Source organism: Streptomyces sp. NPDC090106 (genome assembly GCF_044747265.1).
Lineage (GTDB): Bacteria > Actinomycetota > Actinomycetes > Streptomycetales > Streptomycetaceae > Streptomyces.
The window spans coordinates 1-19,302 of sequence record NZ_JBIVDS010000025.1 but is presented as its reverse complement, the minus strand read 5'-3'; the positions used below and the strand labels follow the sequence as shown (position 1 = coordinate 19,302).

Annotated in this window: 16 protein-coding genes and 4 pseudogenes; 12 read left to right on the top strand and 8 right to left on the bottom strand. The window is 67.0% G+C overall.

Going from position 1 to position 19,302, the window contains the following annotated elements; all coding sequences use genetic code 11:
* Nucleotides 1–225 precede the first annotated feature (225 nt).
* Nucleotides 226–1,197 (top strand): hypothetical protein, encoded by a 972-nt coding sequence (locus tag ACIPSE_RS44625; RefSeq protein ID WP_401675403.1) that lies wholly within the window; start codon nucleotides 226–228, stop codon nucleotides 1,195–1,197.
* Between the two features lie 26 nt (nucleotides 1,198–1,223).
* The gene (locus ACIPSE_RS44620; protein ID WP_401675400.1) at nucleotides 1,224–1,745 is read left to right on the top strand and encodes a hypothetical protein; all 522 of its coding nucleotides are present in this window, start codon (nucleotides 1,224–1,226) and stop codon (nucleotides 1,743–1,745) included.
* 47 nt (nucleotides 1,746–1,792) lie between these two features.
* On the opposite strand, the pseudogene ACIPSE_RS44615 reads toward ACIPSE_RS44620, so the two are convergent.
* The 3 genes and pseudogenes from ACIPSE_RS44615 to ACIPSE_RS44605 form a co-directional block, all read right to left on the bottom strand.
* Nucleotides 1,793–2,285, bottom strand: a pseudogene (locus ACIPSE_RS44615) (transposase); the annotation flags it as partial.
* 404 nt (nucleotides 2,286–2,689) lie between these two features.
* Nucleotides 2,690–3,245, bottom strand: a pseudogene (locus tag ACIPSE_RS44610) (transposase); the annotation flags it as partial.
* A gap of 108 nt (nucleotides 3,246–3,353) precedes the next feature.
* Nucleotides 3,354–3,761 carry a hypothetical protein gene (locus ACIPSE_RS44605; RefSeq protein ID WP_401675397.1) on the bottom strand — a complete coding sequence of 136 codons (408 nt, stop codon included), beginning with the start codon at nucleotides 3,759–3,761 and terminating at the stop codon, nucleotides 3,354–3,356.
* 222 nt (nucleotides 3,762–3,983) lie between these two features.
* Between ACIPSE_RS44605 and ACIPSE_RS44600 the strand changes: the two genes are divergently transcribed.
* Nucleotides 3,984–5,459, top strand: coding sequence for an NF041680 family putative transposase (locus ACIPSE_RS44600; protein WP_401675395.1), 1,476 nt, complete (start codon nucleotides 3,984–3,986; stop codon nucleotides 5,457–5,459).
* 115 nt (nucleotides 5,460–5,574) lie between these two features.
* Here the strand turns inward: ACIPSE_RS44600 and ACIPSE_RS44595 are convergent, their stop codons facing one another.
* The gene (locus tag ACIPSE_RS44595) at nucleotides 5,575–5,844 is read right to left on the bottom strand and encodes a hypothetical protein (protein ID WP_401675392.1); all 270 of its coding nucleotides are present in this window, start codon (nucleotides 5,842–5,844) and stop codon (nucleotides 5,575–5,577) included.
* Between the two features lie 6 nt (nucleotides 5,845–5,850).
* On the opposite strand from ACIPSE_RS44595, the gene ACIPSE_RS44590 reads away from it, so the two are divergent.
* The 3 genes from ACIPSE_RS44590 to ACIPSE_RS44580 all read left to right on the top strand — a co-directional run bounded on the left by ACIPSE_RS44590 (nucleotide 5,851) and on the right by ACIPSE_RS44580 (nucleotide 10,901).
* Entirely contained in the window at nucleotides 5,851–6,531 is a 681-nt protein-coding gene (locus ACIPSE_RS44590) for a restriction endonuclease (RefSeq protein WP_401675475.1), read from the top strand.
* A gap of 261 nt (nucleotides 6,532–6,792) precedes the next feature.
* On the top strand, nucleotides 6,793–8,217 hold the full coding sequence (locus tag ACIPSE_RS44585) for an SWIM zinc finger family protein (protein ID WP_401675389.1): 1,425 nt from the start codon (nucleotides 6,793–6,795) through the stop codon (nucleotides 8,215–8,217).
* A complete protein-coding gene (locus ACIPSE_RS44580; protein ID WP_401675386.1) occupies nucleotides 8,214–10,901 on the top strand; it encodes a DUF6493 family protein in 2,688 nt (895 codons plus the stop codon). Before ACIPSE_RS44585 ends, ACIPSE_RS44580 begins: the two co-directional genes overlap by 4 nt.
* Before the next feature lie 9 nt (nucleotides 10,902–10,910).
* Here the strand turns inward: ACIPSE_RS44580 and ACIPSE_RS44575 are convergent.
* Nucleotides 10,911–11,367 (bottom strand): annotated as a pseudogene (locus ACIPSE_RS44575) (transposase); the annotation flags it as partial.
* 88 nt (nucleotides 11,368–11,455) lie between these two features.
* Here ACIPSE_RS44575 and ACIPSE_RS44570 point away from each other — a divergent pair.
* From ACIPSE_RS44570 to ACIPSE_RS44555, 4 genes and pseudogenes are all read left to right on the top strand, one after another.
* Nucleotides 11,456–11,584, top strand: a complete 129-nt coding sequence (locus ACIPSE_RS44570; RefSeq protein ID WP_401675383.1) for a transposase — start codon at nucleotides 11,456–11,458, stop codon at nucleotides 11,582–11,584.
* A gap of 279 nt (nucleotides 11,585–11,863) precedes the next feature.
* Nucleotides 11,864–12,205, top strand: coding sequence for an IS3 family transposase (locus ACIPSE_RS44565; protein WP_401675380.1), 342 nt, complete (start codon nucleotides 11,864–11,866; stop codon nucleotides 12,203–12,205).
* Nucleotides 12,102–12,329 (top strand): annotated as a pseudogene (locus ACIPSE_RS44560) (DDE-type integrase/transposase/recombinase); the annotation flags it as partial. The gene ACIPSE_RS44565 and the pseudogene ACIPSE_RS44560, both read left to right, overlap by 104 nt.
* Nucleotides 12,313–12,633, top strand: coding sequence for an integrase core domain-containing protein (locus ACIPSE_RS44555; RefSeq protein WP_401675377.1), 321 nt, complete (start codon nucleotides 12,313–12,315; stop codon nucleotides 12,631–12,633). The pseudogene ACIPSE_RS44560 and the gene ACIPSE_RS44555, both read left to right, overlap by 17 nt.
* 40 nt (nucleotides 12,634–12,673) lie before the next feature.
* Here ACIPSE_RS44555 and dmpG read toward each other — a convergent pair whose 3' ends face one another.
* From dmpG to mhpD, 3 genes are read right to left on the bottom strand one after another with little or no spacing between them, the layout of a single operon-like run.
* Nucleotides 12,674–13,690, bottom strand: coding sequence for a 4-hydroxy-2-oxovalerate aldolase (dmpG, locus tag ACIPSE_RS44550; protein WP_401675374.1), 1,017 nt, complete (start codon nucleotides 13,688–13,690; stop codon nucleotides 12,674–12,676).
* Entirely contained in the window at nucleotides 13,687–14,670 is a 984-nt protein-coding gene (locus ACIPSE_RS44545) for an acetaldehyde dehydrogenase (acetylating) (protein ID WP_401675371.1), read from the bottom strand. Before ACIPSE_RS44545 ends, dmpG begins: the two co-directional genes overlap by 4 nt.
* A complete protein-coding gene (gene mhpD / locus ACIPSE_RS44540) occupies nucleotides 14,667–15,488 on the bottom strand; it encodes a 2-keto-4-pentenoate hydratase (protein WP_401675368.1) in 822 nt (273 codons plus the stop codon). Before mhpD ends, ACIPSE_RS44545 begins: the two co-directional genes overlap by 4 nt.
* Nucleotides 15,489–15,678: 190 nt before the next feature.
* On the opposite strand from mhpD, the gene ACIPSE_RS44535 reads away from it, so the two are divergent.
* A complete protein-coding gene (locus tag ACIPSE_RS44535) occupies nucleotides 15,679–16,440 on the top strand; it encodes an IclR family transcriptional regulator (protein WP_401675365.1) in 762 nt (253 codons plus the stop codon).
* A 623-nt stretch (nucleotides 16,441–17,063) separates the two neighbouring features.
* Entirely contained in the window at nucleotides 17,064–18,887 is a 1,824-nt protein-coding gene (locus ACIPSE_RS44530) for an ATP-dependent nuclease (protein ID WP_401675363.1), read from the top strand.
* Nucleotides 18,888–19,302 lie beyond the last annotated feature (415 nt).

Below are 19,302 nucleotides of genomic sequence, written 5' to 3'. Positions count from 1 at the left end.
GGCCTGCGGCGGAGAATCACGGCTTCTCGAAACTAATCTGATGATCGATCACATTGCCAGATCGGAGTCGGTGTGCAAGACCAGAGGCGTAAAACTCCCCTTGAGCGCAGGGTAGTTGGCGCATCTCGGGCTGTAACTTTCAGCCATCTGTGGCAGGTGCTCGGTGATCCTCGGCAAATCTGCCTACGATCACGTGGGCCATGCCAGCAGTAGGGGGGAGGCGATATGGCCGGAACGATGCGCAAGCGCACAGTGTTCTTCTTCGAGATCGTCGAGGCCAAGAACCACCAGCCACGCATGGAGCCCCAGGACTGGCGGGGCTTCCTCGACCGTATCTCGGCCGCACGGCCTGACGAACGCATTGTGCAGAGCGGTGAGGATCGGCTGATCGGGGCCGTCGACGCGGCCACCACGGAGGATCATCTCCTCCTCGCCAAGATCACTGGAGAGGTGCCTCACCAGCTCGACCGCAGCAACGGCACCATTGAAGCGTTGCGGCTCGCGGCCGGGACGGACGTCGTACATGTGACGACCCTGTGCTTCCTGCCGTACGGGAACGTCATCGGCACCCTGCACGGTGGCTTCTCCGCACCGAGGGTCAGCGCCATTACCAAGTGGCTGAACAGCGTTGGACTCCCGTGGGGTGAGGTGGCTTTGAAGCCGGTCATCCATGCGCGGGCCCGAGAAAAACTGAACCGTATAGAAGCAGTGTCAGAGCTGACCGTGCAGTTGGACGGTGCTCCGGCGGACAGCGTCGGGGCGCTGAGCGCACAATCCGAGCTGGGGCATTCGCTCCGCAGTTTCGGGCAGCGCCACCCCGACACAGCCATCACTCTCAGCCTGCGGGTCCCCAGGCGCGGAGGGCGTCTGAGCATGGTTCGCAGAAACCGAGCTGCGACCCAACTGCGCAGCGATGTCCTGCAGTTCATCCCCGACCTCGACGAATGGATGGACGAGTCAGGTGTCGTGCGCTCCGTCAACGGGCAGGTCGCGATCCGTGACCCGCACCGACAGTCCCTGGAGTATGAGCCGCTCGACTTTCTGGAGCACCGCATCACCGCCCAGTGCGATGTGCCGGTTGCGTTCACTGATGGGCGGTCGGTGGACCTGCAGTTCGCTGTCAACGCTGTATTCGCCGCCGCCCGTACGCATGCGCAGGCGTTGCAGGAAGCCTGTCAGTACCGACCGCTAGCCTGAGCGGCAGCTCAGGGGGTGAGTCAGCGGTGCTGGACTGGCTGTGGGTCCGATGGGTGGGGCGGCCACGCCTGGACTGGGCTGTCGCGTTCGTAATCACCGGCGCGCATCTGGGTGTTGTGCTGATCACCGGCAGAGGCGATGTGCTGGGTTGGCCGGAGCGGGAGCAGCGCGTCAACGTCTACACCGCGACGGCGACCGTCGCAGCCATCGTCGGCAGCTTTATCACTGCGGCGATAGCGCAATACGCCGCGTCCACCGGACAGCGGATGCGGACACTGCGCACGCATCCGATGCAGGGCCCGCAGTTCAGACGGAACTGGGTGAGCATCCTGGGTGCGACTCTGGTGGTCTCCGGGCTCTGCCTGTTGGCCACGGTTCTGGACATCACGGAGAGGGATACGGGCGGGGTTCACTGGCTTGCTGAGTTGGCCATGGCGCTTGGCGCTGCGCGGGCAATACGTCTGGTGTGGCTGTTCGGCAGGGTCATCGTGGCAGGAGACGCGGATCTGGCGGATGCCCGGCCGTCGGCAGATCCGAGTGGGACGTAGAGCATGCCCGCACCCCGCGCTGAGATGTAGAGCCTGCATGTCCCGCACTCGGCGTGGATGCGGCGGTAGCCGTAGGTGCCGCGTGAAGCGACGTGAACCTCCCGGATCAGCCCGGTCAGCCAGTCCCGCCGCAGCTGCCGCGGGGTGGTCGGGGTGCGCTTGTGCTTGTAGTAGTTCTGCCGGGCGACCCCGAGGATCCGGCAGCACCTGTCGACCGGTGCCCCGGCATCAGCGAGTCGGTCGATCACCGGGTAGAGCCTTTTGGGCGGGGCTGTCCTCGCCGAGGAACTTCGCCGCCTGCCGGACGATCGCCAGCTCGGATTCCAGCTCACGGATCCGTCGGCGGGCGGCCCGCAACTCGGCAGACTCGCTCGAGGGCGTGCCCGGTCGCCGCCCGTTGTCGATGTCGTTCTGCCGCAACCACTTCGACAACGTGACGGGATGGATGCCGAGCTCGAGCGCTGTCTGTCTGGCCTGCTTGCCGGCGCGGATCAGCGCGATGGCGCGCGCCCGGAACTCCGGAGGATATGGACGAGGCATGACTGTCAGCCTTCCGTGAAGGGCTGTCAGTTAGCCACCAGAACTGGAACCTCAGAGATGGGGCAGGTCAACCCTGTCACCCAACCCTGCAGCAGACCCCACCGCACCGTCCTGGACCAGGCTCTCGACCAAGCCGACCGCGCGTTCACCACCGAAGCAGCGACCATCGCCAGCAGACTGAAAGAAGCGGTCCCTGCCTCTACGCTGATGCCAAGGCCAGCCTCAACCCCTCACACCAGATGAACCGGAATCACTCGTGTCCAACGTCGGCTCCGTCGACGAGTCCGGCGCCCTGCAGCATCGAACCCATGACCGAAGCCCTTTCCGCTTGTCGTCGACCGGGCGCTGGTCAGGCGACGCGATGGAACTTCGGCTGCATGCCCAGGCCTGGAGGGATTCAGCCTGAGCTGGCTGCTCGCGGCCCGCAGCTGGGTGGCGGTGACGGCGGTTGCGTCATCTTCGGGCCCGAGCCGGACCACGTCAAGGATCGACGTCCACGAGGTGGCTCCGGGTTCGAGGACGGCGACGAAGGAGTACGGCCAGCCCGGGATGAACTGGGAGGCGGACTTCGCCCGGCCGTAGACATGGCAGAACAGCCGGTCCGCCGAGCACGGAGCATCCGAACGGAGCCAAGGTGACACATCGACCGCCAGGACCAACCGCCTCCCGTCGAACCGCGGGAGCGGCAGCCCGGCCAGCGCCATCCGCAGCTGATCGGCGTCGATCCTGCCGTGGTTCAGGCCGCCGTACATCGCTCCGTGGCCACGTCGATGCTCGGGTAGCAACGTCAGGTCCACCGGCGTTTTCACCGCTGCGTCCGCGCATAGCATGGCGTCCACCAGCTCGAACAACTCACCGCGTCCCGCAGAACAACGTAGGGAAGCGTGACGCTTCCGCGAACGCTTCCCTCCGGACGGCATCAGGCAGCAGACTCACCCTCACGGCCTTCGTCCTGGTCATGTGCACCTTGGTCGGAGCACAGAATCAGACGAAGGCCGCCCCCACGTCCGGTGAATCCACACGTGAGTCACCTAGTTCGAAGATCGTTCGGGCTGATACGAGGCTCCGTTACGCTGTCGCGGCGCTGATAACGACGTCAACGGCGCGAGCCCGTCCCTGCGGATCGTCAACCGAAACCCGAACCCGTCGCCTACCCGGCTTCCCGAGCAGAGAAGTGGTGAATCGGCTCTCTCCAACGACATCCCCCACTATGAGCCGACCGTCACTCAACAGAAGATGCCCGTCGAACACGGTGGTCAGAGGCTCTCTGTCAGTTCCGCGATCATCCTCATCACCGTGATCTTTGAAGATTCGAACCTTGACCAGCACGACCTGGGCCTGCACCCGAACGATGACGTGCGTATCGCACGCAGCGGCAGGAGCGCCGGCGAGGGCCAGCGTCGTGGGGATCCACTCGGTCGAACCGAGCGCCATCACCGGGTGATTCACATAGAGGTCTACCCCTGCGATCTGCACAGCCTGACTCCCAGTCCATCCGTGACGTTCAGCGGAGGATAGAACCAGGCACTGACAAGAGGGCCCCGAAGTTAAAGAACAAGCTCAGCTTGTGGTTTATCCATCGGGCTTCGTGCGTGTTCACACGTGAGTGGGGTTTGCCCAGTTCAGGGCACGCGGGAACGGCCTTCCACTGATGCTGTGCTCCGTCACAGATACACCGCTCAGCAGGAAGGCCGTGGGATGAGTGTGCCGTGCGCGGGGGTCCCGCAGGACCCGATGGGACAACTCTCCCGCTTTCGGGCGGACTTCTACGACTGCCTGACCGGACGGGAGGACGCACTGTTCGAGCTGACCGATGCGCTGCTGTGCGCGGACGGGCCGGTGAAGACGCTGGTGGGCCTGGCGCTGGCGCCTGAGCACCGGCGAGGGCACGGCGCACTGTACGGAAGTCTCAACCGGGGCCGAATCGATGCCGTCCGGCTGCGGCGGATGCTGGCCTCGGTGGAGTTGCCGCGGGCGGCCGACGGACGGCTGGTCCTGGCGGTGGACGTCTCCCCGTGGCTGCGGCCCGACGCCGCCACCAGCGACGCCCGCTCGTTCTGCCACACGTACGGCCGGGGCGAGAACAAGCACCTGATGATCCCGGGCTGGCCCGTTTCGTGGATCGTCGCCCTGGAGACGGGCCGCTCCTCGTGGACCGCGCCGCTGGACGCCGTACGCCTGCGTCCGGGCGATGACCTCGCCGCCGTGACCGCCCGCCAGATCCGGGACCTGGTCGGGTGCCTGGTCGCAGAGGGCCAGTGGCGTCCGGGCGACCCGCTCGTGTGGATCGTGCTCGACGCCGGCTACGACGTGATGCGCCTGACCCACCTGCTGGACGACCTGCCCGTCGAACTCCTCGGACGCCTGCGCTCGGACCGGGTCATGCGCCGTCCGGCGCCCTCCCGCCAGGAGTACTACCGGGACCATCCCCGCGGCGGCCATCCGCCCCGGCACGGCAGCGAGTTCATCTTCAAGGACGCCAGGACCTGGGGAACCCCCGACGCAAAGACGAAGACCGTCACCACCCGCTACGGCACCGCCCACGCCCAGGGCTGGGACCGGCTCCACCCCGAACTCCAAGGGCGTGCCGCCTGGCGGGACCATCCCGGCAGGCTTCCCGGCATCGAGGGCACCGTCATCCGCCTCCAGGTCGATCACCTGCCCAGCGGCGGTGACCCCAAGCCCCTGTGGCTGTGGTGGTCACAGCCCACCGCCACCCCGGCGGACATCGACCTGGCCTGGCAGGCGTTCCTGCGGAGGTTCGACATCGAGCACTTCTTCAGAATGACCAAACAGACCCTCGGCTGGACCGCCCCGAAACTGCGCGACCCCGAAGCGGCCGACAACTGGACCTGGCTGATCATCGCCGCCTACAACCAGCTCCGCCTCGCCCGCCCCCTCGCCGTTGACCTGCGACGTCCCTGGGAACGGCCCGTCCCTTCGAACAGACTCACCCCCGCCCGGGTCCGCCGGGGGTTCCGACACCTGCACGCCAAGATCTCAACCCCGGCCAGAGTGCCCAAACCCTCCAGACCCGGTCCCGGCCGCCCACCCGGCTCGAAGAACCGCCGCCCCGCCGAACGCTACGACGTGGGCCTCCTCCTGGTCACCGGCAAACTCCACCGCCGACCCACTCACCACAAAATCCGCACCACCCCACGCCGAACTGGATAAAGCACAAGCTCAGCTGATTCTGACTGGTTGAAGCGAATCACACAGACCACTGCTGTCTTGCGTATCACGTGATGACTGAATCAGATCGGCAGCGCTGGTGCTCTATGACGCTGTGTCAGTGCCGCGTGCTGTCATCGTTGTGCGGATCGCGCTGTCCGCTGTAGGAGGGGAGCCGCTTGTGGAGCAACGCGTCGGCAGCCGGACCCGGATCTCGCGGCCGCATCGTGCGGGAGAACAGCGGGCAGGTGTGTCCTGGCGGGTGCAAGTGCGATGCAGTCGTCTTTTCAACAGACTCGATGCCCTTCATCTCTCCCCTTTCCGTCTGGCTCGGTCCAGCAACCACGGCCCGGCGAAGCAGCGCGGGACGGTCGATCTCGTGCGCCATGTCCGGATGGTGGCCTGGCGGCTGGTGTATCGGGTCTCGGGGTGGTGTCTGGTCGGGTTGACCTTGTGCGCGTTCGGCCTGCTGGCGGGGCGATGGACAGGCTGGTGGCCCTCGCCTTACCCGGCGGTGGTCGACCTTGTCGCGGTGCCCGTTCTCCTTTTGTACGCCGTGTGGATGCAGAAGCGTGTCGACCGCAACAAGTGGGATGCCGCCCATGAGGACCACCCACAGCTGGAGAGGTCGATTGACGACCTCGATGGACTCAACCACGAGGAGTTCGAGTTCGCTGTTCGGGACCTGTTGCGCCGCGATGGCCTTGCCGCGGAACGAGTCGGAGGCACTGGCGACGATGGCTGTGACGTCCGCGCCGTCGACATCGACCGTCGCATTTGGGCTGTGCAGTGTAAACACCGCCGCGACGGAAGTCGTGGCGACGCGATAGGTGTCCGTGTCGTCCGGGAGCTGAAGGGAACGGCCAGCGAGGTTCACGGGGCCACGTTCGCCGTCATTGTGACTAATGGGCGGTTCACCAGCAAGGCACGCCCTCATGCGCGAAGGCTTGGCGTTCACCTCGTAGACCGTGACCGGCTCAGCCAGTGGGCCTCCGGACGGCCCTTATGCGAGTTGCTCGAGAGTGTTCCTCCTCCGCTCCGCCATCCTGCAGACAGCCGCAGCCCAGCCGTGTAGCCGGAGCCGTACAACAGCTGCGCCATTGGCTCCTCCGTCCACTGCGTGTTCGATCGTGGCCTGGGCGGCTGACAGGCTCAAGTACCACTGGAATCAACCCAGTTGGGTCTGCCGCGCGATCGGGTGATGTCACCCGATCGCGCGGCAGACCCTGTTGCGGAACAGGGCCGTGGACGAGGCGATCGAGGTCTTCGACATGCTGATGTCCGACCTGGCGCGCACCTTGGCCAAGTGTCAGTGGTGGCCCATAGCATCTCGGCCATGACGAGAACGGCGCAGACGTACACCTATCTCCGTCCCTCTGCCGTGCGGTGCACGGCAGAGGGACGGAGCATCGGTTTGGAGACCTCCGGCGGTGCCACCCCGGCCGGACGGGAAGCTCATCCGCGGTTCTTCAGCGGCTTCCTGAACCACCCCCAGGCCGCTGCCGCGGGACTGCTGTGCGTCGCGGACATCGCCGCCGCCCGCTACTACCAGCCGCAGCTCGACCACTGGCCCGACCCGGTCATCACCGGGAACGGGGACCGGCTGAGGTTCGAGTCGTTCTCCGCTTGTTGCGGGGTGTACGCACGGCTCGACATGCTGGGCGCCGCCATCGAGGGCGGCGATATCGGGCACGGCACGACCAACGTCGACGTGAACATCCCGCTGCGGGATGCCCTGACTCGGGTGGGCGCGAGCGATCCGCTGCGTCTGGAGGTCGGGCCAGACGAGATGACCGTCACCACCTTCGACGGGCCGGTGGTGGAGAAGAAGGTGCCGCTGCCCGAGCGCTGGCTGCGCGGCTTCGCCGAGACCCAGGTGATCGCCTCCGGCTTCGACCTGCGGGCCGAACTCCCCGCGGCCGAGGCCGTGCGTTTCCTCCGCGCGCTGCCACGCCCCAGCACCACCCGCGGCGCCTCTAAGGGAGCGCGCTGGGTGGTCCCGGCGGGTCACTCGCTGCGCGCCACCACCCGGCCGGTCCCCGGCGCGGTCTGCCTGCCCGGGCCCGAGCGGCTGACCGCACTGGCCCGGGTGCTGCGCCATGCGACAGGGCTGCGGATCCACGGCCCGGCCGTCACGGCGGGCAGTTGCCCGGTGGCGAGCGCGTGGGAGATCGGACTCCCCGGGATGCGGCTGACCCTCACCCTGTCCCCGGACACGACACGGGGCTTCTCCGGCGAGGGCGGCGTCCTCGATGCCCTGGCGACGGACGAGTCGGCCGAGGACGCCGACCTGGTGTCCGTGCTGCTCGCCTGGGACCCCGCCCTTGACATCGCCGACCTCGCCGCGCAGTCAGGGCTGACCCTGCAGCGGGTACGAGCCGCGCTCACCCGCCTCGGCACGGCCGGGCGTATCGGCTACGACACGGCGGACGCAGCGTATTTCCACCGGGAGCTGCCGTACGACACCGGACGGGCCGAACGGGACAACCCCCGGCTGCGCGCGGCCCTTGGCCTCGTCGACGCGGGCGCGGTGCGCCTCGACGGCGAGACGGCCACCGTCACCGTCGAGGACCACAGCCACCGGGTACGGTCCGCCGAAGGGCAGCTGACCTGCACCTGCCGCTGGTGGGCCGAATACCGCGGCGGACGCGGCCCGTGCAAGCACGCCCTCGCCGTCCGCATCGCCCGCCGCGCGGCCGCACCCTGTACGACCGCCACCGCCCAGGACAAGGCAGACACCCCCACCGGAGCCACCCGATGACCTTCACCCACGACTTCCCCGACTACCGGATCCCCGACGGGACGGCGGAAGGCATCCGCGCCCTACTGGACGCGGTGCGCGCGGGCCGCGTTGAGGACATCCCCAAGCTGGTCGGCGCCCTGACCGACGCCGAACGGCGGAAAGCGTTACCAGTCCTCAAGCAGTGGCGCAAGGACACCCCGGATCTCTGGCGCGGCAAGGAGCACTTGCTGGTGCAGCAGTGCCTGCTGCTCGCCGGGGCAGGGTGCTGCACCAGCGCGGCAGCGGCGGCCCAGTGGATCACGAGCCGCGATCTTTGGTGGGACGGGCACGAGGGTCCCCAGGCGGTCGTCGGCGTGATGGGCGACCGCGCCCCCGAGTGGCTGGCCGAGGTGGCTCGCCGACTGGCGGAGCGCCGCACCGTCGGCGGGTGGGAGTACGGGCTGATCAAGCGGCTGTCGCTGCTCGCGCGCTGCGAGCCGCCTATGACCGACGGCTTCATCCTCGGCTGGGAGAGGGACATCCCGGAACGGGGTAAGACGATCGAGGAGAAGCTGCGGGACGATCCGTTCCTGAAAGGGGCCGTCCCCCGGCTCTTCGAGGTAGACGAGGCCGGCTCGGACTTCCAGTACACCTGGGACTCCGACCCTGGCTGGCCCGACGCACTCGCCGCACTCTCCCGGGAAGGACTGCTCAGCCGCGAGGTGCTTGTCGAGGGCTGTCTGTCGCGGCTCCTGCGCGGTGGTCGACTCGGCATAGTGAAGGGCTTCCTCGCCCTGCTGACCGCCCTGGACCTGACTGCGGACGAACGGGCGGCACACACCCTCACCTGGGTACAGATGCTCTCCGGCGGACACTCGCTGGCGGCCACCCGCGCCCAAGAGACGCTGGCCAAACTCGACGAGGCAGGCCATCTGGAGACCGAGCACCTGGTCGAAGCGTCCAGGGCCGCCCTCTACCGGCCCGAGAAAAAGATCGTGCGGGCCCAACTGGCCATGCTCGACAAGGCGATCAAACGCGACCCGTCCGTGACGGACGAGCTACTGCCGGTGGCCGTCGAAGCCTTCGGCCACGAGGAGCACAGCCTCCAGGACAAGGCCCTCGCCCTGGCCGTCCGCTACCGCAAGCACGCCAGCGACGCCGTCCTCGCCGAACTGGCGGCCAGCACCCAACTGCTCCACTCCGACCTGCGTGAACGCGCGGTCGAGGCGTTCGGCGGCGCAGGAGCCGCTGAGGAGACCGATCCGTCGCCCACCGAAGGGGGCAACGTCCTGCCGCCCGTGCCGGACCCTGAGCGCCTGGATCCCGCACCGCTCGGCCCTGTCGAGCTCGCCGAGGAGGTCGTCGCGCTGCTGCGTGGCAAGGGCACCCCAGCGCAGGAGGAGCGGGCGCTGAACAGCCTCGTGGTCCACGCCCACGCCGACATGGCGGGGCTCCGCGTGGCCCTGGAGCCGGTCGTCGCAGCACACCGGCAGCCTGCCGCATGGCTGAGCGACAACGTCTTCGCACAAGCGCTCGAAGCCGTCGTCGTGTTGGTCATGGGGGAGACCCTGGAGGAGAAGGCGCGCACCCTCCGCATCCAGTCCGGACTCGGCGCCCCCCGTTTCCGGTTCCAGGAGCACCAGTGCCCGCACACTGCAATCCGGTCCGTATGCCTCAGCCGCGCAGTCGAGATCGGGGCGCGGCTGGAGCTCGGGGACCCCTTGCCGTTCCTGCTGGCCACGCCCACCTGGACGACGGGGACCGTCGACCCGTCGGAGCTGGCAGCCCGGCTCGCCGTGTACGAGGACTCGGGCACCGAGCCGGGCCCGGCAGACCTCAACCAGGCGCTGCTGCGGCTGGACCGGGAGGTGCCGCTCGAAGCGCGGGCCGCGGCGGACCGGCTCACCTCCCCGGCGGGGCGGCGGCTGGCCGCCTGGCTCGCCGCGGATGGCCTGCCCGATCCCGCCCTCTCCCGCGAAACCGAGCGGGTGCGGCTCAGAACCCCCCGTCCCGGTGTGCTTGTGCGCACCGAGGCCCTTCCCGGGCACGCGGACTACCCCGAGCCGTTCCGCTCGCTACTCGGCGCGCATGACCCCATCGGCGCTCCGTGTAACTGCGGGGGCGAGGGGCAGTGCTCCCCACAGGCCCTGGCCCTCCTGCCCCAGCACCGGGAGATCATCGCGGCGCGGATGCTGTCGGCCTTCTCGGCCTTGGCCGACTACGACCACCTCGGTCGGGGTGTGTCTGTGCTGCCCGCGCTGGCCGAGTCGGGCGGCCCGGCCGGGCCCGCGACCCATCTGATGGTGGCGTACGGGCTCGGGGCGCGACGCTTCGAGGAGCAGCTGTTCGCGGTGGACGCGATGCTCGTGCTGGCTGCTCGCGGACAACTCGACGCGGAAGGGCTCGGCCGGGACATCGCCGAGCTGACCGGCCTGCGCCGCCTCACACTGAAGCGGGTCGTGGCAGCGCTGCAGGAAGCGGCGCGCACCGGCGCGTACGCCATGGTGTGGGCGGTGCTCTCGGGCGCCCTTCCTGGACTCATGGCAGGAGCATCGGCACCCGCCGGCGGCGCTCTGCTCACGCTGGCGGCCGACTGCGCGGAGCGGTCCGAGGCCCGTGGCGCGATACCGGAGATCGACGAGCTGGCGGCGCGCAAGGGGTCATCGCAGCTGATCAAGCAGGCCCGGCGGCTCAGGGCGGCGCTGAGCCGCGACGCCTACTGAGACCGTGTCCTACACGCTCAGTTTGAGGAACCATTTGTAGCAGCAGAAGGCGGATGCCCGGCCAAGAAGGGCCAGGTAGTTTCCTGGTTTCCGTTCAACGCGGTGGTTGAGACGGCAGTAACCGGTCAGCCAGGACACAGTGTGCTCGATGCCCCACCTGCGTCGGCCGAGTCGTTCGCTGGAGTCAATGCCCTTGCGGGCGATCCGGACGCCGATGCGCTTGCCCCATAACCATCGGCGCAGGTGAGGCACGTCGTACGCCTTGTCGGCGTTGAGGCTTGGGATAGGCCGCGTGGGATTCGTGTCCCATGTGGAGATGGAACACCATCGGCTTCAGGGCCTGGCAGTCGTGGGTGTTGGCCGCGGAGAGCCCGACGCGTAGGGGCAGTCCGTTCGCGTCCGACAGGACGTGCATCGTGGAACCGGGCTTACCCCTGTCCATGGGGCTCGGGGCTGTGTCCCTCCCCTCGTAGCGTGAAGACCTTGGCTACAGGGGAAGTTGGGAGTCATGGCGGAGAAGGGACGGAAGTTCGATCCAGAGTTCTGTGGGAGCCGTGCGGATCGTCACGGAGACCGGCAAGACGATCGCGGAGGTCGCCGAGAACCTGGGGATCAACGAGACCACCCTGGCGAGCTGGGTCTCCCGCGCCCGTCGGGCAGGAGCCGCCGGCCGGTGGGAGTGATGAGCGGGAGCGGTTGCGGCGGGAGAACGCCCAGCTCAAGCGTGGCAACGAGGAAATGGTCATGGAGCGTGTGTCCTCAAACGCTCCATGGTCCTGTGGGTGAAGTAGCCGTGGCGGGCCCAGCGTCCGTCGTCGGGTGATCAGCGACTTCAGGACCGAGCACGGCATTTCGTACCGCGTGTCCTGCCGCGCTCTGGGCGTGAGCGAGTCGTAGTTCTACAAGCACCGCATTCGCCGACCCACCCGGCGTGAGCTGCGCAGCAGCATCTGATCGAAGCGGTGGAGGAGGAGTTCGACTCTCCCGGCGGCACCTACGGCTCGCCGAAGATCTGGGGCAGCCTGGTGAGGCAGGGCCGACGGGTCTCGGTGAACACCATAGCGAAGATCATGTCCGAGTTCGGCCTGATCGCGCGGAAGGTGTCCAGGAGGCGAGGGCTGACCTGGCCGGGGAAACGGCCGGTGGCCCCGGACTTCGTGCAGCGGCACTTCACGGCCGAGGCACCCGACCTGGTGCGGGGAGATGACGGAGATCGAGACCGGCGAGGGCAAGCTCTGTCTGGCCACGGTCATCGACCGGTTCTCCTGCCGTCTGATCGGGTATGCGAGCGGTGCCCGTCATGATGCCGAATTGGTCGTGGCCGCCCTGCACATGGCCGCGGGGACCCGCGGCTGGAAGACTCCCGCCGAAGTCCTCGAAGAACAACTACGCTCACTTCCACAACCCGGTGTTGCATCAACCGGTTGAACTCGCCAAGTACGGCTCTCGGAGGTTCCGCCGGGCCTGCCGCCAGCTGGGCGTCTTCCAGTCCATGGGCCGGGACGGCTCGTGCTTCGACAACGCCTTCAGAGAGGCGTTCAACAGCGTGCTGAAGGTCGAGTACATCCACCGACACGCCTTCGCCACCCGTACCGAGGCCCGGATCCGGATCGCGACCTGGATCACCGACCTCTCCAACAGCCGTCGGCTACACAGCGTGTGCGGCTACAAGAGCCCGATCAACTACGAACACAGCTACCAGGCCATCCTCACCGAGGAACTGGCTGCATAGAAAGGTCTCCACAGATCGAGGATATTGGCACCAGGTGCTTTTAACTGGGCACGCCAGTTACGGACAGGTCGAGCGCGATGTCGGTGATCATGTCTTCCTGACCGCCGACCAGTCCGCGTCGGCCCACCTCGACGAGGATGTCGCGGGTGTCGACACCGTAGCGTCGGGCTGCCGTCTCGGCGTGCCGCAGGAAACTGGAGTACACGCCCGCGTAGCCGAGGGTGAGGGTCTCACGGTCGACGCGGACCTCACGGTCCTGCAACGGTCGTACGACATCGTCTGCCGTGTCCATCAGCGAGAAGAGCTCACACCCGTGTGCCCAGCCCATCAGGTCGGCCACCGCTACGAAGGCTTCTAGGGGGCAGTTGCCTGCGCCCGCGCCCTGGCCTGCCAGGGAGGCGTCGACACGGGTGACACCGTTCTTCACGGCGACCACGGAATTGGCAATGCCCAGGCCCAGGTTGTGGTGGGCGTGGATACCGAGACCGGTATCCGGGCTCAGTACTTCGCGGTAGGCGCGGACTCGGTCACGCACCCCGTCCATGGTGAGCCGGCCTCCGGAGTCAGTGACGTATACGCACTGGGCACCGTAGGACTCCATCAGCTGTGCCTGCTTTGCCAGCTCGCCGGGCTGCGCCATGTGGGACATCATCAGGAACCCGGCGACGTCCATCCCGAGGTTGCGGGCAGCATCGATGTGCTGGGCGGAGATGTCAGCTTCGGTGCAGTGGGTGGCGACCCGGACCGAGCGAATGCCGAGGGATTGGGCCTGCTTCAGGTCCTGCACGGTCCCGATGCCCGGCAGCAGCAGGGTGGTGGGCACGGCGTGGGACACAGCGTCCACGACCGCCTCGATCCATTCCCAGTCGGTGTGGGCTCCGACGCCATAGGTGACGCTGGAGCCGGAGAGGCCGTCACCGTGCGCGACCTCGATCGCCGCGACCCCGGCCGAGTCGAGGGCGGAAGCTATGGTGCTGGCCTGCTCCACGGTGTAGCGGTGGCGGACGGCGTGCATGCCGTCTCTGAGGGTCACGTCCTGGATGTACAGGGCGGTCATCGGGCTGCCACCTCCGCGGTGAGGGTGCTGTCCCCGTGCGCTCGTGACGGCGTGTGGGAGCGGGCGGCCATGCGCTCGGCGGTGCGCAGGGCGGCCGAGGTCATGATGTCGAGGTTGCCGGCGTAAGCGGGCAGGTAGTGTGCGGCGCCTTCGACTTCCAGGAAGACGGACACCTTCGCCGCTCCTTGCGTCCGTGACGCGCCCGGGAGCAGGCCACGCAGCGGGTCATCTGCCGCAACGCGTTCGAACTGCACCTTCTGCTTGAGGCGGTAGCCGGGAACGTAGGCCTGAACACGGGCCACCATCTCTTCCACCGTGGCGGTGACCGCAGCGTCGTCGCAGTCGCCCACCAGGCAGTGGACGGTGTCCCTCATGATCAGCGGGGGTTCTGCGGGATTGAGGATGATGATGGCCTTGCCTCGGCTCGCCCCGCCGACCTTCTCGATAGCCGCCGAGGTGGTTTCGGTGAACTCGTCGATGTTGGCCCGGGTTCCGGGGCCTGCCGACCGGGAGGAGATGGAGGCGACGATCTCCCCGTAGTGCACGGAGGTGACGGCGTTGACAGCGGCCACGATCGGGATGGTGGCCTGTCCGCCGCAGGTGACCATGTTGACGTTGGGGGCGTCGAGGTGTGTGTCGCCGTTGACCGGAGGAACGACGTAGGGGCCGAGTGCTGCGGGCGTCAGGTCGACGATCCTGCGATCCTGGGAGCGCAGGATCTCGTCGTGTCGGCGATGTGCGCCGGCTGAGGTGGCGTCGAAGACAATCTCCACGTCCGCGAACTCGTCCATCCCTATCAGGCCGTCCACGCCTTCGTGTGTGGTGGCGACGTTCAGCCTGCGGGCGCGGGCCAGCCCGTCGGAGTCCGGGTCGATGCCGACCATTGCAGCGATCTCCAGTGACTCCGACAGGCGCAAGATCTTGATCATCAGGTCGGTGCCTATGTTGCCTGACCCGATCACAGCGGTCTTGGTGCTCATCCTTGGGCTCCTTGCGGGGCGGGGGAGGCGAACGTGGCGGTGACGGTGCCGAGCCCTTCGATGTATGCAGTGAACTCGTCGCCCTCACTGGCCGGCACCATGGGCCCCAGCGCGCCGGTCAGCAAGATGTCGCCCGCCTGCAACGGGTCCCCCCGGTGGGCGAGGGTGGACGCGAGCCAGCAGGCAGCGGTGAGAGGGCTGCCCAGACAGTCGGCGCCGGTTCCCTGCGAGACGGGTTCGCCGTTCTTGGTCAGTTTCATCGTCACCGCGCGCAGGTCGACACGGTCAAGGGGGACGGGGGTGCCGCCGAGGACGAACAGGCCGCAGGAGGCGTTGTCGGCGATCGTGTCGACGATGGTGATGTCCCAATCCACGATGCGACTGTCGACGATCTCCAGCGCGGGCAGCGCGAAGGCGGTGGCCCGCAGCAGATCGGCGACCGTGGGATCGCAGTGGGGCAGATCCGTTCCCAGAACGAGAGCGACTTCCGCCTCTATCTTCGGCTGCAGCAGTCGTCCGGGGGCGACCGGCTGACCCTCGGACATCGACATGTCAGCGAAAAGCGTGCCGAAGTCGGGCTGATCGACACCGAGCTGGCGCTGCACCACGGCTGAGGTGAGACCGATCTTGCGGCCGACTGGCCGGCGCCCGTCGGCGAGGGCCCGCTCGATGTTCAGGCGTTGGACTGCGTAGGCAACTTCCACGTCAGCCTCGGGCAGCAGCGCTCGCACGGGGGCGCACGGCACACCGTTGCGGGCGGCCTCCTCAAGGACCGCAGCGGCCTTGGCGACCGCGTCGCCGGACTCCTGTGCGGTCATGATCGCCGCCCGTCGGACAGAGGAGCGCAGTGCGAAGTAAACATGCGGGATACCTCCGGTCAAGGGACGGCAGTGACGGGGTGCCACGGAGAAGATCTCGGTGCCGTGCCGCCCGCCCCACGAGGTATAGGCGTGCGCTCAGTACGACGGCAAAATATGTTCCATGACACGGAACAGCTCGCACGGGAACATGCTCGACAAGGCAGCCGCCGTGCTCGACTGCTTCCGCCCAGACGGTGGAGCGTTCCGCCTTGCGGACATCGTCACGCGCACCCAGCTGACCAAGACGACCGCTTTCCGGCTGTGCCACCATCTCGTGCGTCTGGGCCTCCTCGAACGCGACGGCGAGTTGTACCGACTCGGCGGCACACTCTTCGAGCTGGGTTCCCTGGTACCAAGGCGGCTGGCGTTGCGGGAAGCAGCACTCCCCTTCCTCCAGGACCTATTCGAAGCCACTCACGAGACGGTCCACCTCGCGGTGCGGGACGGCCACGAGGTCGTCTACGTGGAACGCATCCACGGACACCAGACCCTGGCCCTGCCATCCCGGATCGGCGGCCGCCTCCCCCTCTCCTGCACAGGCGTCGGCAAGGCGTTGCTGGCGTTCTCCAGCCCAGAACTGGCAGACGAGGTGCTGGCCGCCCCCCTGCCCCGCCTCACCGCCCATTCGGTCAGCGACCCCGCACGGCTGCGCACCGCCATCGAACAGATACAGGTGTCCGCACTCGCCTACGAGGAACAGGAGGCCGCCATCGGCGTGAGCTGTATCGCTTCACCTGTCTTCGACGGGCCGACCGCGGTGGCCGCACTTTCGGTCGCCGTCCCACTCGGCCGGTTCCATCCGGCCCACCTGGCACCCGCCGTGCGCACGGCCGCTCTCGGCCTCTCTCGCGTACTGAGGGCGGCGGCCCGGAGCGCAATCGACAGGCCACTCGTAGTCCCCGCAGGCTGAACAGATTTCTGTGATGCCCGCCCTGCCACCGGCACTCCTGCCGTAGCCGCAACCGGCAGGGTGGCGAGGTCAGCGCTGAACGACACCCCTGTCGATGCTGGCTCCGCCGCAGTCGTCACCCTGATGCTCTCTGCCGACGCCCAAGACGTCCTCAGGCAGTTCGAGTTAAAGCACGAAGGGGCCGCGTAAGAAGCACACACAGTGCGTCGAGAGGGCCCGGAGCGCGACTGCCATATGACCGTGAAGCTGCCCCGCCAGCAGCGAGCCGACGAGCGCCACAGGAGCAGTCTCCGCCACGAAGGAGCTGTGTCCATGCGTCCCGCGCCGATTCGCCGACAGATCGCTGCAGGAAGTGGTGAGTCGCGACGGACCGCGCACGGCGACGTCACTCACGCAACGAACGGACAGCTCGGACATGATCATGGCGAGGCCAGAGCGACTAGCCCAAGGCACTGGGACAGTAGCTCTTCCGGGTCATCAACTGGGCCAAAGTGCACGCCCGTTGCATGTGACGCTCTAATATGACGGTCTGCGCCGGCGGCCTTGCACCTCTTGGCGCTGGTACCCAGTCGCATGTCGCGCCCCGCCTCTGAGGAATCGGGGAGATACGGAGCAACTCGACCGTGCAGCTCATCCGCTTCTCCGCTCACGGATTCCGCTCGCTGGCCCGCGTCGAAGACATCCCGGTCAGCAGCCCCACGATCTTGGCGGGACGCAACGACGGCGGCAAGAGCGCAGTCCTGACAGCTCTGTCCTTTCTGCTCGGCAAACACAAACTGACCGAGGAAGACCGCACGTACGAGCAGAACTGCGGCGCCAGGGGCAGCCGTTGTACCGAGACATGGGTGGAAGGCGAGTTCGAGCTCGACGCTGACGAGCAGACCGAAAGCGACCTGCCAGCGGCACTACGTATCCGCCGATGGTCGCCGATTGACCAGCCAGCCTCGCTGGAGTACTTCGGACAGCAGCCGGCTGACAGCCGGCTGCACTCTCTGGACCGTCTACTCAAAGAGCCACTCGCTCAGTTGGTTGCCGACTACGAGATCAGCCCAGCGGGCACAAAGAAAGACGATCTCCTGGCAGCGCTGAAGGAATACGCGGCCACCGCGCCGAAGGTGGACGGCTGGCTGCCGTTGCCGAAGACTCTGGAGCACCGTCTCCCGCGCCTGCTGTTCTTCGGCGGCAAGGATGAGCGCCCCGACGACGCTGTGCACACCGCGCTGAGCAGCTGCTACGAGGCGCACCTGGAGGACGAAAACCTGCAGGGCAAAGTCCGTGAAATCGAATCGGACATTACTCAGCGGCTCGAAAAAGAGGCTGACTCTCTGTGCCAGCACATCCAGCAACGCTGCGGTGAGTTTGTCGGCGTCGCGGTCAAACCTGAGGTCTCTTTCAAAGGAGGTTTCAAGGGCGCACCTCTGCAGGTCTCGAAGGCCGATGGCGAGCCGGTTGACCTGTCACGCTCAGGACAAGGCAGTAATCGCCGTATCGCTCTGGCCGTGTGGGAGTGGACGAGCAATCTACTGGAGAACGCTGAACTGGCAACCGAGGTGAACCCGCAGGATCAAGAACCCACCCAAACCATCGTCGTCTACGACGAGCCGGACACCCATCTCGACTACCGGCACCAGCGCACGGTGATGGAGATCATCCGCAAGCAGTGCTCGCTCCCGCACGTCCGGGTCGTGGTCGCCACCCACTCGATGAACCTCATCGACGGGGTCGATATCGCCGACGTCGTCCACCTCCGACTCGGCACTACCGGCCGCACGCAAGTCGAGCGGCTCAAAGACGACAGCCACGAAGGCATCGACATCCATCTCGGCCAAGTCGCTGCAGCCGTCGGTCTGAGGAACTCGGTGCTGCTGCACGAGCGCTGCTTCCTGGCCGTCGAAGGCCCAACCGAGCAGCAGTGTGTACCCCTGCTGTTTCGACTTTCCCAAGGCCTGTCGCTGCAGGCGGCCGGCATCGCTTTGTGGGCTTGCGGAAATAACGAAGGCGCCCTTCACCTCGCAGGCTACTTGGTCAAGCATGGCCGCACTGTCCGAGTCATGGTGGACGCCGACAGCCGAACCAACAAGCACTTCAAGGAAGATCGGCTCGTGAGAGCGGGGCTCAACCCCAGTACTCAGATTTCCTATGTCGGCGAGGCCGAAGGCTACAACGAACTCGAAGAACTCTTTGGGGATGCATTGTGGGCACACGCTGCTAACACACACTGGCCGCGCCCCGATGGTCAGCTCTGGACTCCCCAGGATTTCACCGACCACCGAGGCGGAAAGTTCAGCTCACGCATCCTGCAGATGGTCAAGGAGCAGGCCGAAAGCACTAGCCCGAACGGCAAAGCAGACATGCTGTACGACCTGGTCACCACACTGAAGTCCACGGAAGATGTTCCGCGTCAGCTGCGCAAGATCTTCAGTGAGATCCAGGCCTTGGCTGCCTGATTGTCTTGGCTGAGCGTCGCTTCAGCATGCGTTCCTTGCGCTGCTGAAGCGTCGGCGCCGTCCAGGCATGCCAACCAGCCTCTGGAACGTATTGCCGCCCATGGCCCCGCGCTTCGATCCCGCACCAGCGACACCCTCCCGGGGCAACGGCTATATCTCCACTTGCCGAACGCGACGACGACACCAGGTCCTCCCTTCCCCCACTACATATCTTGCCCCCTACCACTGACATTGACTCGGTGAGTGATGCGACGGGGACCGAGCAGGCAGGATGCTCCTGGAGGCACCCGAGGCCCGTAAGTTTGCGATAGCTCAAGGAACTTCGGCGGGAACTCACGGGTCTGTCGCCCTGATGTCAGGGGATGGACCCGTGGGTTCACGGGGAAGTCGCGGGGCCGGGCTTGGTGAATGCTTG

Coding starts and splice junctions, on each gene's coding strand:
- ACIPSE_RS44585 (WP_401675389.1), top strand. CDS start 6,793: ATGACGAGAACGGCGCAGACGTACACCTATCTCCGTCCCTCTGCCGTG.
- ACIPSE_RS44600 (WP_401675395.1), top strand. CDS start 3,984: ATGAGTGTGCCGTGCGCGGGGGTCCCGCAGGACCCGATGGGACAACTC.
- mhpD (WP_401675368.1), bottom strand. CDS start 15,488: ATGACCGCACAGGAGTCCGGCGACGCGGTCGCCAAGGCCGCTGCGGTC.
- ACIPSE_RS44625 (WP_401675403.1), top strand. CDS start 226: ATGGCCGGAACGATGCGCAAGCGCACAGTGTTCTTCTTCGAGATCGTC.
- dmpG (WP_401675374.1), bottom strand. CDS start 13,690: ATGACCGCCCTGTACATCCAGGACGTGACCCTCAGAGACGGCATGCAC.
- ACIPSE_RS44590 (WP_401675475.1), top strand. CDS start 5,851: ATGGTGGCCTGGCGGCTGGTGTATCGGGTCTCGGGGTGGTGTCTGGTC.
- ACIPSE_RS44580 (WP_401675386.1), top strand. CDS start 8,214: ATGACCTTCACCCACGACTTCCCCGACTACCGGATCCCCGACGGGACG.
- ACIPSE_RS44535 (WP_401675365.1), top strand. CDS start 15,679: ATGCTCGACAAGGCAGCCGCCGTGCTCGACTGCTTCCGCCCAGACGGT.
- ACIPSE_RS44545 (WP_401675371.1), bottom strand. CDS start 14,670: ATGAGCACCAAGACCGCTGTGATCGGGTCAGGCAACATAGGCACCGAC.
- ACIPSE_RS44595 (WP_401675392.1), bottom strand. CDS start 5,844: ATGGCGCACGAGATCGACCGTCCCGCGCTGCTTCGCCGGGCCGTGGTT.